Here is a 12,889-nt window from a genome sequence, read left to right on the forward strand (position 1 = left end):
GCGCCGTGAACCTCGTCTCTGCGTCACTCTTCGCGGCGCTCGTCGCCGTCACCCTGATGATCACCGCGTGGGCGTCCAAACGGAACAAGTCGGCCGCCGATCACTACGTCGCGGGCGGCAGCCTCACCGGCCGGCAGAACGGTGTCGCAATCGCCGGCGACTTCATCTCTGCCGCCTCGTTTCTCGGCGTCACCGGCGCGATCGCCCTGACCGGTTTCAACGGGTTCTACCTCGCGGTCTTCGTGCCGGTCGCGTTCGTACTCGCGATGCTGCTGATCGCCGAACCGCTGCGCAACCTCGGCCGCTTCACGCTGGCGGATGTCCTCGCCACCCGCTTCCCCGGCAAGGACGTGCGCTCGATGATGGCGCTCAGCACGGTGGTGATCAGCGTGGTCTACCTCGTGTCGCAGTTGGTCGGCGCCGCACTGCTCGTGTCGCTGCTGTTCGACCTCGACTACGCGGTGGCCGTGCTGATCATCGGAACACTCACCACCGCATACACGCTCGTCGGTGGGATGCTCGCCACCAGCTGGATCCAGATCATCAAGACCGGTCTGCTCATGGTGTGCGCCGTCGTGCTGTTCGTTCTCGTGCTGGTGCGCTTCGATTTCAACCCTTTCGGCCCGTTCAGCACCGCGCTCGCCGAATTCGGTCAGTCGTTCGTCGCACCGCAGCGCACGTCGGGCACGGCGTCGTTCGACCAGTTGTCGCAGACTGTCGGGCTCGTTCTCGGCGTGCTCGGCCTGCCGCACGTCATGATCCGATTCCTCACCGTCCCGGACGCGAAGCAGGCGAGAACGTCTGCCTACACGGCGATCTGGATCTTCTTCGCGTTCTACCTCCTCGTTCCCGTGCTTGGCTACGGCGCCGCCAAGCTGGTCGGGGTCGAGGTGATCAAGTCCGAGAACCGCGGCGGCAACCTCGCGGTCGCCCAACTCGCCGAAACCGTCGGCGGCGGAGTGCTGCTGGCGTTCGTCGCGGCCGTGGCGTTCGTGACTATTCTGGCCGCTCTGTCCGGCCTGGTGATCGCGACGTCGGGTGCGATCGCACACGATCTGTACGGGCAGGTGATCCGCAACGGATCGGTGTCGGCGAAGGCCCAGCACCGCGCGGCCCGGGTGGCGACCGTGGCGACCTGCGTCATCGGCGTCGCCATCGCGTTCGCGGCGCAGAAGCAGAACGTCGCGTTCCTCGCGTCGCTGGGAATGTCCATCGCCGCATGCGCGAACCTGCCTGCGCTGCTGCTGACCATGTACTGGAAGCGCATGACGGCGCGTGCCGTCATCTCCGGCATCGTCGTCGGGCTGGTGCTGTCGATCACCGTCATCCTGCTCAGCCCGGTCGTCCAGGGGCCGGACTCCATCCTCGGATTCTCGAACCCGGCACTCGCCGTGGCGCCCCTCTCGCTGGCGGTGTCCGTCGTCGTCGCGCTGCTGTCGGCGCCGTCCGGGGAGACCAAGGCACGGGCCGACCGCCTCTTCTCGGTGATGCGCACCCGGGCGCTCACCGGACAGACCGAGACGAAGAACGACGACACGATGGCGGCGATGCAATGAAGACGGAACTACGGTCACCACTTCGGGACCTGGTCGAACAGCTGTCGGCGGGTTCGACGACGCCGATCGACGTGGCGGACGCGGCACTCGCGCAGATCGCGGACCTGGACCCGGCGATCCACGCCTGGGCCCACCTCGATCCCGACGCGGTGCGGTCTGCGGCCGCCCGGATCCAAATTAGCGATCCCGGCGGCGTGCTGTGGGGTGTTCCCGTCGGCGTCAAGGATCTGATCGACGTCGCCGGCATGCCGACGCGCTGCGGCAGTGAGCTGCGGAGCGCGGAACCGGCATCGACGGACGCCGACTGTGTGGCGCGTGTGCGTGCACTCGGTGCGCTCCCGGTCGGCAAGACCGTGACCACCGAGTTCGGGTACTTCAAGCCCGGGCCCACCCGCAATCCGCGCGCCGTGGACCACACGCCCGGCGGGTCGTCGAGCGGCTCGGCGGCAGCGGTGGCCGCCGGCATGGTGCCGCTGGCGTTCGGCACGCAGACCGCGGGATCGCTGACCCGGCCGGCGTCGTTCTGCGGAGTCGCGGGTTTCGTCACCGCCCACGGCGAATTCCCGACCGCGGGCATCACCGGATTGAGTCCCCGTCTCGACACGGTGGGGCTGCTGGCACGCACGGTGTCCGATCTGCACTTCGCGTGGACGGCGCTGCGCGACGGCACCCGGGCGCCCGTACTCGAGCCTTCCGCGCCGCGCCGGCTCCGCCTGTGGAGTGGGTTCGAACTCGGCGAGGTGTCCCCGGACATGACCGCGGCGCTCAGGACCACCGCGGGTACCGCGCAGTCCGCGGGTGTTCGATGCCGTGAGATGGATACCGCCGCGGCCGTCGTGGCGCTGACGGAACACCACCACACGGTGATGGCGTACGACGCCGCCCGGGAACGCGCCGCCGAGGCGACGCAGCCCGGGAAGATCAGTGCACCCCTCGCCGAGTTGTTCGCGGCGGGTGCCCAGACCACCGAGGCGCAGTACCGTGCCGCCCTGGCCGGAATCGCCGAGACCCGGCGGTTGCTGCTCGCGGCGCTGGACGAGGACGAGGCCATCCTGGGACCCGCGGCGCTCGGCGCCGCTCCCCGCGGCCACGACGCGACGGGGACGCCGGTGCTGAGCCGACCGTGGCAGGCGATGGGCCTGCCCGTGGTCACCATCCCCGGCAAGCGTGACAGCGCGGGCCTGCCCCTCGGATTGCAGCTGATCGGGCGCCCCGGCGCCGAGCAGCGCCTGTTCGCGACGGCAGCGTGGCTGGAATCCATGCTCTGACACCGCTCACGGGCGAGCGAGTCGCCCTCCGCACGTGAGTGGGAAAGTGTGTTCCGGCACGCTTTCCCACTCACGTGGGGGGAGCCGGCGCCGACCTCACACGCTGATCGGCAGGAGTTCCTGTTCGCGGAAGGCTCGCGGCGACACGCCGTACGTGTCCTTGAACAGCCGCGAGAAGTGCGAAGAGTTGACGAGACCGTACCGGGCACAGATGGTTCCGATGCTCTCGTCGCGGAAGCGGGCGTCCTTGAGATCGCGGCGGCACTTCTCGAGCCGGCGGTGACGGATCCACCCGGCCACCGTGTGCCCGTCGGCCTCGAACATCTTCTGCAGGTGCCGCGTCGACACGTGGTGGTGGGACGCCACGGTGGCGGTGTCGAGTGCGGGGTCGTGCAGGTGCGCGTCGATGAACGACTTCACACGGAGCAGCAGTGTCGCGCCGGGAGCGGCGGCGTCAGCGGGTGCCTCCGACTGCACCGCGGCACTGAGCAGGTCGACGACCGCGTCCTCGACGAGCGGGGTCGTCGGCATCGTGCCGGTCACGACGGAGTGGTGGAGGTTCGTCAGGAACGGCGAGACGAGCGCGCCCATCCCGCTGCTGCCGCGGATGCGGCGCGCCGACACGGTGCCCAGTTCCCGCGAGGCGATGCGCAGCATTTCGCGGGGAAACATCAGCACGAACATGCTGAAGTCGCCGGCGAAGTGCAGGTCGTACGGCTTGCTGGTGTCGTAGACGGCGAAATCGCCGGGCCCGAGCACGGCCTCACGGTCGTCTTGGACGATGACGCCGCGGCCCGACAGTTGCAGGCCCACCTTCACCAGGCCGGGGTCGGACCGCTTGATGGACGTACGGGTCCGCCGGACGTCCACCGCCCGTCCCCCGACCTCGCTGAGCTGCAGCCCGCCGAGCGCGGTGGTGCGCAGGGTCCCGGTGAACCTGGCGTCGCCGTCCTCGGCGGTGGACACCACGGCGAGGGGGACGAACGCCGTGGAGACGGCCTGCCGCCAGTGCTCGAACTGCCCGTCGTCGTCACGCGCGTGTTCACCACCGAGACGCACCTTCGATCACCTCACAGAGCGGAGCGGTTGTCGATCAGTCGCCGTGCCTTGCCGAGCGACCGCTCCAGTGCGCCGGACGCCACCACGTCCACCTTCACGCTCACTCCGATGCGGTTCTTGACCAGCTTCTGGAGTTCGGCGGCGGAACGGGGATGATCGGTGGCGGACGCGTCGGGGCGGGCTTCGACTCGTACGGTCAGTTCGTCCATCCTACCGGGGCGATCGAGGATGCACTGGAACTGCGGGGCCAGCGCGGAGACGGTGAGGATCAGCTCCTCGATCTGGGTGGGGAACAGATTCACCCCGCGCAGGATGATCATGTCGTCGGTGCGCCCGGTGACCTTCTGCATCCGCCGCACCGACCGTGCCGTGCCCGGCAGCAGGCGGGTGAGGTCGCGGGTGCGGTAGCGGATGATCGGCATGGCCTCCTTGGTGAGCGAGGTGAAGACGAGTTCGCCCTCCTCGCCGTCGGGCAGCACCTCTCCGGTGACCGGGTCGATGATCTCCGGGTAGAAGTGGTCTTCCCAGATGTGCAGGCCGTCCTTGGTGTCGACGCATTCCATCGCGACACCCGGGCCCATCACCTCGGACAGTCCGTAGATGTCGACGGCGTCCATGTTCAACTGCTTCTCGAGTTCGGTGCGCATCTCCTCGGTCCACGGCTCCGCCCCGAACACCCCGGTCCGCAGCGACGTCTTCGACGGGTCGATGCCCTTCTTGATCATCGCGTCGACGATCGTGAGCATGTACGACGGCGTCACCATGATCGCGTCCGGTTCGAAGTCCTCGATCAGCTGGATCTGCCGGTCGGTCATGCCCCCGGACATCGGGATCACCGTGCAGCCCAGCCGTTCGGCGCCGTAGTGCGCGCCGAGGCCGCCGGTGAACAGGCCGTACCCGTACGCGACGTGCACCTTGTCGGACGGCTTCACGCCACCGGCCCGCAGGCTCCGGGCGATCAGGTCGGCCCAGTTGCTGATGTCGTTCGCGGTGTACCCGACCACCGTCGGCCTGCCCGTGGTGCCGGAGGAGGCGTGGATGCGGGAGACCTTCTCCTGCGGTACCGCGAACATCCCGAACGGGTAGTTGGCCCGCAGGTCCGCCTTCGCGGTGAACGGGAACTTCGCCAGATCGGACAGGTCCTTCAGGTCGCTCGGGTGCACACCGGCGTCGTCGAACGCCTTCCGGTAATGCGGAACGTTGGTGTACGCGTGGAGAAGTGACCACTGCAGACGTTCGAGTTGCAGCGTCGAGATCCGGTCGCGCGTGGCGAACTCGATGTCCTGCGAGGGGGTGGCGATACTGGTCATTCTAGTCTCCGGGGTGGGCGGGCTGGGAAAGGTCAGGCGTCGAAATCGACGGTCACGTTGTCGCTGACCGGGAAGGTCTGGCACGTCAGCACGAAGCCGGAGTCGACCTCGTAGTCCTCGAGCGCATAGTTGCGGCGCATGTCCACGTCACCGCACGTGATCTTCGCGCGGCACGTTCCGCAGACGCCGCCCTTGCAGGCGAACGGAAGGTCCGAGCGGTAGTTCTCGGCGGCGTCGAGGATCGACTCGTCTCGCGGCAACGTCGCGGTGGTCGAGCGGCCGTCCAGGACGAGGGTCACCTCACTGCTCGGCCCGGTGACACCGGGTTCGCGGTGCTTCTCCATCGGCGGCGGAACGTCGTCGACGAAGAACAGTTCGTGGTGCACCCGGCTCTTGTCGATCTGCAGTTCCCCGAGAACCGTCTCGGCGTCGGTGACCATCCCGAACGGGCCGCAGAGCCAGAAGTGGTCGATGTCGGCGAGCGGCACGATGGACGTGAACAGGGCGCGCAACCGGTCGGCGTCGAGGCGCCCGGTGAAGAGTTCCACCTCGCGGGGCTCGCGGGACAGGACGTGCACCACGTCGAAGCGCGACCCGTACATGTCCTTGAGGTCGGCGATCTCCTCGGCGAACATCACCGAGCGGGTGCGCCGGTTTCCATACAGGAGAACGACTTCGGCCTCGGGGTTGGCGAGCATCGACGCGGCGATCGACAGCATCGGGGTGATGCCGGATCCGGCGGCGATCAGCACGTGGCGGCCGCCGGCTTCGGGGTCGGCGACGAACGTTCCGCTCGGGCCCTGCACCTCGATCCGGTCGCCGGGCCGGACGTCGCGGACGAGCCACGTCGAGAACAGGCCGTCGGACACCTCGCGCACACCGACCCGCGGCGCGGAACCGGCAGGCGCGCAGATGGAGTAGGAGCGGCGGTGCTCGACACCGTCGATCGTGCGCCGCAGCGTGAGCGACTGGCCGGGGCCGAACGCGAACTCGTCGGCGAGGTCGGCGGGAACGTCGAACGTGACCGCGACCGCGTCGTCGCAGAGGGATTCGACGTCGGCGACGGTGAGCGTGTGGAACGCCCTGTTGCGCAACGCCGCGCCGGGCTTCGGGGACACCGCTGTGGTCATGATCAGATTTCCTTCACGTGATCGAAGGGTTCGAGGCAGTCGAGGCACCGGTACAGCGCCTTGCACAGCGTCGCCCCGAATTCCGAGTCGAGACGGGTGTTGGCGGAGTGGCACACCGGGCACGTCACGGCCCGCGGCTTGACGGTGAGGGTCAGCGGAACGGGACCGGACGTGCGCAGGGGCGCGGGCCCCGGCGTCGAGTAGCCGTTCTCGCGCAGCTTGCGCCGGCCGTCGTCGCTGATCCAGTCGGTGCTCCACGGCGGGGTGAGGACGGTCCGGACCTCGACGCTGCCGAAACCGGCGTCCTGCAGGGTGTGCTCGATGTCGTCGCGCATCGTGGCCATGGCGGGGCACCCGGAGTAGGTGGGGGTGATGGTGACAACCACCGATCCGTCGGCGTGCTCCTCGACGTCGCGGAGCACGCCCAGATCGGCGAGCGTGAGCATCGGCATCTCCGGGTCCAGGACGGACTCGGCGAGGCGGCGGGCGTCGCTGCGCACTGCGGTGGTCATGTCACCACACTCCTTCCGGATGGGCCCGGGCCACGCTCTGCATCTCGGCAAGCAGCAGTCCGAGGGCCTCGGTGTGCAGGCCCTGACGTCCGGCCCGGCCGCCGACGGTGCCGACGGTCCGGCCCTCGGGGGCGGTGAGTTCCGCGGCCTTCAGCACCTGGGCGAGCACGGTGTCGAACTCCTCACGGAGGTCCCGCGGCTCGACGCCGACACCCACCGCGGCGAGGGCGAGTTCCTCGGTGGTCGGGGTGAAGAGTTCCTCGACGTACGGCCACACCCGGGCGAGGGCGTCCTCCATGCGCGACTTCGACTCCGCCGTACCGCAACCGAGCGTCACCACCCACCGGGCGGCGTAGTCGCGGTGGTAGGTGAGTTCCTTGACACCCTTCACCGCGACCGCCGCGAGAACGGGGTCGCGGGAGGTGCGCAGGCGGTCGAACAGGGCCAGCCGCCACGTGGCGAAGACCAGCAGTCGCGTGACGGTCTGCGCGAAGTCGCCGTTGTCGAGTTCGGCCAGCCGGGTGTTGCGGAACCGGTTCTCGTCGCGGAAGAACGCGAGCGCGTCCTCGGCGGGAATCGGGCTCGTGTCCGAAATGAACGGCACGACCGACGCATCCGCGGCGGCCGCCCGGGCGAGCAGCAGTCGCGCCTGACCGAGCAGGTCGAGGCCGACGTTCGCGAGCGCGACCTCCTCCTCGAGTTCCGGTGCGCGCGTGCTCCACTCGGCGAGCCGCTGCGAGCTGATCAGCGCATCGTCGCCGAGCATCAGGCAGTATCCGGCCAGGGCGGCGAGGTCGACGTCACCCGGAACCGTGGTGTCGACGCCGGCCAGGGGGTCGTCGAAGCTGGTGCCGAAAGCCCACTGGCCGTGGCTGTCTTCGTCGACGAGGCCGTCGTAGGCGTTGTCGTGGTCGGTCATCGGTACATCCTCGGAATTCTCGTCGGCCTGCGAAACGGTCTGGGCCGGATCACATGTGGGGAACGTTGTCGGGGATCTCGTAGAACGTGGGGTGCCGGTACACCTTGTCGCCGCTGGGCGCGAAGTACGGGTCCTTCTCCGACGGGCTGGACGCCACGATCGAACTGGACCGCACCACCCAGATGCTCACACCCTCGTTGCGCCGGGTGTACACGTCCCGCGCGTGGCGGACGGCCATCTCGTCGTCGGCGGCGTGCAGGGATCCGACGTGGACGTGGTTGAGTCCGCGCTTGCCCCGCAGGAACACCTCGTACAGGGGCCAGTCCGCGCGCACCGCGGTGTCGTCCGTGCTCATCGTGCGTTCTCCTTGTTGCTCTCGCGGCGGGCGAAGGCCGTTGCGGCCTCCCGCACCCACGCCCCGTTCTCGTGTGCTGCCCGCCGGTTGGCGACGCGCTCGACGCTCGAGGCGCCGTTGCCCTTGATCACCTGCATGAACTCGCTCCAGTCCGGTTCGCCGAAGTCGTGGGCGCCGCGCTCGGCGTTCCACTTCAGGTCCGGGTCCGGGAACGTCACGCCGAGGACCTCGGCCTGCGGGATGGACATGTCGACGAACCGCTGACGGAGTTCGTCGTTGGTGTGCCGCTTGATGCGCCACTTCATGGACTGCTCGGAGTTCGGCGACTGGTCGTCCGGCGGTCCGAACATCATCAGCGCCGGCCACCACCAGCGGTTCACCGACTCCTGCACCATCTCCCGCTGGGCGTCGCTGCCGCGCATCATCGTCATCAGCAGTTCGAAGCCCTGCCGCTGGTGGAACGACTCCTCCTTGCAGACCCGGATCATCGCGCGGGCGTACGGCCCGAAGGAGCTGCGGCACAACGGCACCTGGTTGCAGATCGCGGCGCCGTCGACCAGCCAGCCGATGACTCCCACGTCGGCGTAGGTGAGCGTCGGGTAGTTGAAGATCGAGGAGTACTTCTGCTTGCCCTCGATCAGCTTCTCGGTGAGGTCGGCGCGGTCGGCTCCGAGCGTCTCCGCGGCCGAGTACAGGTACAGGCCGTGCCCGGCCTCGTCCTGGACCTTCGCCATGAGGATCGCCTTGCGACGCAGCGACGGCGCCCGGGTGAGCCAGTTGCCCTCCGGCTGCATGCCGATGATCTCCGAGTGCGCGTGCTGCGCGATCTGCCGGATCAGCGTCTTGCGGTAGCCGTCGGGCATCCAGTCCCGGGGCTCGACCCTCTGGTCGGCGGCGATGGTGTCATCGAAGAGCGTTTGCAGCTCACCGGAAGCGTGTGACGTGGTCATATGTCCTACCTCTATTACCGAATGATCGGTTGGTATCAAGTATGCATGTCAGCCCCCGCCCACACAAGGGCGGGAGCCGAATTACGTCAGTGTCCTTCGAAGGTGGGCGCGGTTTTCGCCAGGAACGCGTCGACCGCACTGCGGTGATCCTTCGACTGCCCGAGCGCCTCCGCGGCCTCGCGCTCCCGCTCGAGCGCCTCCGACAGCCCGGCAGACGCCGCCGAGACCAGCGACTTGACCTGCGCATACGCGGCCGTAGGACCGTCGGCGAGCTGCCGCGCCAGCGCGGCGGCCGCGTCCCCGAGTTCGGCGTCGGGCACCACCCGGTGCACCAGCCCCCAGTCCAGCGCCTGCGCGGCCGTGAACCGGTCGCCGAGCATCATCAGCCCCGTCGCGCGGCTCGCCCCGAGCGCCTCCACGAGCGTGTGACTGAGCCCGGAGTCCCCGGCCAGGGCGATCCCGGTGAACGCGGTGGCGAACTTGGCGCCCTCCCCCGCGATCCGGATGTCCCCGGCCAGGGCGATGCCGAGACCCGCCCCGACGCACGCCCCGTTGATCGCGACGATCACCGGCACCCGGACCCCGGCCAGGGCCCGGAGCAGCGGGTTGTAGTGCTCGGCGACGGTGTCCATCGCGTGGGCAGGGTCGGCCTCGAGACCGGCCACGTGCTCGGCCAGGTCCTGGCCGACGCAGAAGTTCTTCCCCTCCGCCGCCAGCAGCAGGGCACGCACGCTGTCGTCGCCGGCCACCTTCTCGACCGCGGCGAGCAACTGTTCCTTCACCGCGCGGTCCAGCGCGTTGGACGCGCCCGCCCGGCTCAGGGTGATGGTGGCCAGTCCCGCGTCAAGGGAAAGTCCGATCACGTCGTTACTGCTCATGAGAATGCGCCTCCTGCTGGTTGTGGTGGGGTGGCCTCTCAGGACCAGGTGTAGAAGCCTTGGCCGGTCTTGCGGCCGAGTTCGCCGCGGGCGACCTTCTCGCGGAGCAGGGCGGGCGGCGCGAACCGCTCGCCGAGGGTCTTCGCGAGGTGCTCGGCGATCGCGAGCCGGACGTCCAGGCCGACGAGGTCGGTGGACCGCAGCGGCCCCATCGGGTGCCGGTATCCCAGTTCCATGGCCCGGTCGATGGACTCGGCGTCGGCGACGCCCTCCTCGAGCATGCGGATGGCCTCGAGTCCGAGGCACACCCCGAGCCGGCTGGTGGCGAAGCCCGGGGAGTCGTTGACGAGCACCTCGGTCTTGCCGAGCAGGGACACCCACTCGCGGACCTTCTCGACCACCCCGGCGTCGGTGGCGGGGGCCCGCACGATCTCCACGAGCGTCGACGCCGGGACGGGGTTGAAGAAGTGCATCCCGATGAGGCGGGCCGGATCGTTCAGCGCGGCACCGAGTTCGGCGATGGAGATCGAACTGGTGTTGGTCGCGATCACCGTGGCGGGCGACACGGTCTTCTCGACCAGCGCCAGGACGCCGAGCTTGAGGTCGACCAGTTCCGGCACCGCCTCGACCACCAGATCGAGGGCGGGCGGGAGTGCATCGGGCGCCTCTACCGTCGACACGCGTCCGAGGATGGTCGCGGGGTCGGCGTCACCGAGCTTGCCGCGTTCGTGCGCCCGGTCGAGTCCGTCGGACACCCGCTGCAGGGCCGCCTGCCGGTCGCCGCTCTCGGCGATGGTGACGGTGGAGCCGGCGGTGGCGAAGACCTGCGCGATGCCCGCGCCCATCCGGCCGCCGCCGACGACGCCGACGTTCTTCGGTGCTGTGTTCGTCATTTCTTCTTCTCCAGGAAGGCGGTCATGCGGTCGTGTTTGTCGCGGCTCTCGAACAGCACCGCCTGGGCGATGTCGTCGGCGAACGGGTGCGAGCCCGGTGCGTCGACGATGATCTTGGTGAGCTTCAGGGCCAGCGGCGCCGAGCGGGTGATGCGGTCGATGACCTTGTGCGCTGCATCGATGTGCTCGCCGGGTGCGACGACGTCCATCACGAGTCCGTGCCGCAGCGCCGCATCGGCGTCCAGGTTCCGGCCGCCGAGCAGCACCTGCTTGGCGACGGACGTGCCGACCAGTTCCGGCAGCCGGTAGCTCGCGCCCGCCGCGGCCATGATGCCCAGGCCGGGTTCGGGGTTCCCGAACACCGCGGTCTCGGTGGCGATCCGCAGGTCGCAGGCATAGGACAGTTCGGCGCCGCCGCCGAGCGCGTATCCGCTGACCGCGGCGACGGTGGGCATCGGCAGCTTCGCGATGCGGTCGAACAGCGTGCGGTTGATGCCGGCGAACGCCTCGTCGCGGCCACGCTCACGCAGTTCGGCGATGTCGGCGCCGCCCGCGAAGTGGTCGCCCTCGCCGGTCAGCAGCATCGGCTTGGGCGTCGCCTCCAACACCGCGCACACCTGGTGCAGTTCGGCGATCATCTCCGCGTTGATCGCGTTGCGCTGCGCGGGCCGGTGCAGCGTGACCACCATGCGGTCGTCACGGTCCTCGACCTTCAGCGTGTTCACGGCGCCTCGATCAGCATCGCGACACCCTGGCCGACGCCCACGCACAGCGTGGCCAGCCCGCGGCGGGCGCCTTCGCGTTCCATCCGGCCGAGCAGCGTCAGCAGGATCCGCGCACCCGAGCAGCCCAGCGGGTGACCGAGGGCGATGGCGCCGCCGTCGGCGTTGACGATGCTCTCGTCGAGCTTCAGCTGCCGGATCACGCCGAGCGACTGCGCGGCGAAGGCCTCGTTGAGTTCGGCGGCGCCGAGGTCGGAGATCGACCAGTTGGCGCGGGCCAGCGCCTTGCGGGTGGCCGGGACCGGGCCCAGACCCATGATGTTGGGGGCGATGCCCGCGCTGGCGCTGGTGACGATGCGGCCGCGGACGGTCAGGCCGTACCGCTCGACGGTGGCCTCGCTCGCGACGACGAGGGCAGCGGCGCCGTCCGAGAGGGAGGACGACGAGCCGGCGGTGACGATGCCGTCCTCGCGGAAGACGGGTTTCAGCTTGCCCAGCTTCTCCAGCGTGGTTCCCCGTCGTGGGGTCTCGTCGGCGGTCAGTTCGCCGTCGCGCAGCGGCACCGGGACGATCTCGCGGTCGAACCGGCCGGCGTCGACGGCGGCGATCGCCCGCTCCTGGCTGCGCAGCGCGAACGCGTCGCTCTCGGCGCGGGTGATGCCCTCGAGCGCGGCGACCTCCTCGGCCGTCTCGCCCATCGACAGCGTCACCTTGCGGACGTCCGGTCCGGCCCCGGCCGGAACATCCGCGTCGGTGGCGGTGAACCGCGGGTTCGTGAAGCGCCAGCCGAGCGAGGTGTCGGCCACCTCCCCCGGTCGTGCCCACGGGGTGCCGGGCTTGGCCATCACCCAGGGTGCGCGGGTCATCGACTCGACGCCGCCGGCGATCACGATGTCGGCCTCGCCGCTGCGGATGGTGTGCGCGGCCGACGCGACGGCGGTCAGACCGCTCGCGCACAGCCGGTTCACCGTGTAGCCGGGGACACTGTCGGGCAGGCCCGCGAGCAGCACAGCCATGCGTGCGACGTCGCGGTTGTCCTCGCCGGCCTGGTTCGCGGCGCCGAGGATCACCTCGTCGACGGCCTCGCCCGGGATTCCCGCCCGGCGGGCTGCCTCGGCCACGACGAGACCGGCAAGGTCGTCGGGGCGCACTCCTGCGAGCGCTCCGCCGTACCGACCCTGCGGGGTACGGGCTCCGTCCACCAGAAACACTTCGGCCACAGTCTTCTCCTTCACGGGGGTGCCGTCTATTAATAACCGAATCTTCGGTCGGTACGCAAGGGAAGGTGGCGCACGAAATTTTGCGATGCTCCCTTGACAACCAGCGGCGAAAGCGAC

The 12,889-nt window shown here is 69.4% G+C and carries 13 protein-coding genes; 2 read left to right on the top strand and 11 right to left on the bottom strand.

The window, feature by feature from the left end; all coding sequences use genetic code 11:
• Positions 1–5 precede the first annotated feature (5 nt).
• Positions 6–1,556, top strand: coding sequence for a cation acetate symporter (locus I1A62_RS21410; protein ID WP_124394703.1), 1,551 nt, complete (start codon positions 6–8; stop codon positions 1,554–1,556).
• Positions 1,553–2,824 (top strand): amidase, encoded by a 1,272-nt coding sequence (locus I1A62_RS21415; protein WP_219459693.1) that lies wholly within the window; start codon positions 1,553–1,555, stop codon positions 2,822–2,824. Before I1A62_RS21410 ends, I1A62_RS21415 begins: the two co-directional genes overlap by 4 nt.
• 96 nt (positions 2,825–2,920) lie before the next feature.
• Here the strand turns inward: I1A62_RS21415 and I1A62_RS21420 are convergent, their stop codons facing one another.
• The 11 genes from I1A62_RS21420 to I1A62_RS21470 all read right to left on the bottom strand — a co-directional run bounded on the left by I1A62_RS21420 (position 2,921) and on the right by I1A62_RS21470 (position 12,772).
• The gene (locus I1A62_RS21420) at positions 2,921–3,883 is read right to left on the bottom strand and encodes a helix-turn-helix domain-containing protein (RefSeq protein WP_124394705.1); all 963 of its coding nucleotides are present in this window, start codon (positions 3,881–3,883) and stop codon (positions 2,921–2,923) included.
• A gap of 11 nt (positions 3,884–3,894) precedes the next feature.
• Positions 3,895–5,193: a phenylacetate--CoA ligase PaaK gene (paaK, locus tag I1A62_RS21425; protein WP_124394706.1), complete on the bottom strand. Its 1,299-nt coding sequence runs from the start codon at positions 5,191–5,193 to the stop codon at positions 3,895–3,897.
• Between the two features lie 32 nt (positions 5,194–5,225).
• Positions 5,226–6,323: a 1,2-phenylacetyl-CoA epoxidase subunit PaaE gene (gene paaE / locus I1A62_RS21430; protein ID WP_219459694.1), complete on the bottom strand. Its 1,098-nt coding sequence runs from the start codon at positions 6,321–6,323 to the stop codon at positions 5,226–5,228.
• 2 nt (positions 6,324–6,325) lie between these two features.
• Entirely contained in the window at positions 6,326–6,835 is a 510-nt protein-coding gene (gene paaD, locus I1A62_RS21435; RefSeq protein WP_087559854.1) for a 1,2-phenylacetyl-CoA epoxidase subunit PaaD, read from the bottom strand.
• A gap of 1 nt (position 6,836) precedes the next feature.
• The gene (paaC, locus tag I1A62_RS21440; RefSeq protein WP_219459695.1) at positions 6,837–7,754 is read right to left on the bottom strand and encodes a 1,2-phenylacetyl-CoA epoxidase subunit PaaC; all 918 of its coding nucleotides are present in this window, start codon (positions 7,752–7,754) and stop codon (positions 6,837–6,839) included.
• A gap of 49 nt (positions 7,755–7,803) precedes the next feature.
• Positions 7,804–8,109 carry a 1,2-phenylacetyl-CoA epoxidase subunit PaaB gene (paaB, locus tag I1A62_RS21445; RefSeq protein ID WP_072936989.1) on the bottom strand — a complete coding sequence of 102 codons (306 nt, stop codon included), beginning with the start codon at positions 8,107–8,109 and terminating at the stop codon, positions 7,804–7,806.
• Positions 8,106–9,059 carry a 1,2-phenylacetyl-CoA epoxidase subunit PaaA gene (paaA, locus tag I1A62_RS21450; protein ID WP_219459696.1) on the bottom strand — a complete coding sequence of 318 codons (954 nt, stop codon included), beginning with the start codon at positions 9,057–9,059 and terminating at the stop codon, positions 8,106–8,108. Before paaA ends, paaB begins: the two co-directional genes overlap by 4 nt.
• 86 nt (positions 9,060–9,145) lie before the next feature.
• Positions 9,146–9,937, bottom strand: coding sequence for an enoyl-CoA hydratase-related protein (locus I1A62_RS21455; protein WP_219459697.1), 792 nt, complete (start codon positions 9,935–9,937; stop codon positions 9,146–9,148).
• A 38-nt stretch (positions 9,938–9,975) separates the two neighbouring features.
• Entirely contained in the window at positions 9,976–10,830 is an 855-nt protein-coding gene (locus I1A62_RS21460) for a 3-hydroxyacyl-CoA dehydrogenase family protein (protein ID WP_219459698.1), read from the bottom strand.
• Positions 10,827–11,555 (bottom strand): enoyl-CoA hydratase/isomerase family protein, encoded by a 729-nt coding sequence (locus tag I1A62_RS21465; RefSeq protein ID WP_219459699.1) that lies wholly within the window; start codon positions 11,553–11,555, stop codon positions 10,827–10,829. Before I1A62_RS21465 ends, I1A62_RS21460 begins: the two co-directional genes overlap by 4 nt.
• A complete protein-coding gene (locus I1A62_RS21470; protein ID WP_124394713.1) occupies positions 11,552–12,772 on the bottom strand; it encodes a thiolase family protein in 1,221 nt (406 codons plus the stop codon). Before I1A62_RS21470 ends, I1A62_RS21465 begins: the two co-directional genes overlap by 4 nt.
• Positions 12,773–12,889: the final 117 nt, after the last annotated feature.

The organism is Rhodococcus sp. USK10 (assembly GCF_019378875.1).
GTDB classification, from domain to species: Bacteria; Actinomycetota; Actinomycetes; order Mycobacteriales; family Mycobacteriaceae; genus Rhodococcus_F; species Rhodococcus_F pseudokoreensis.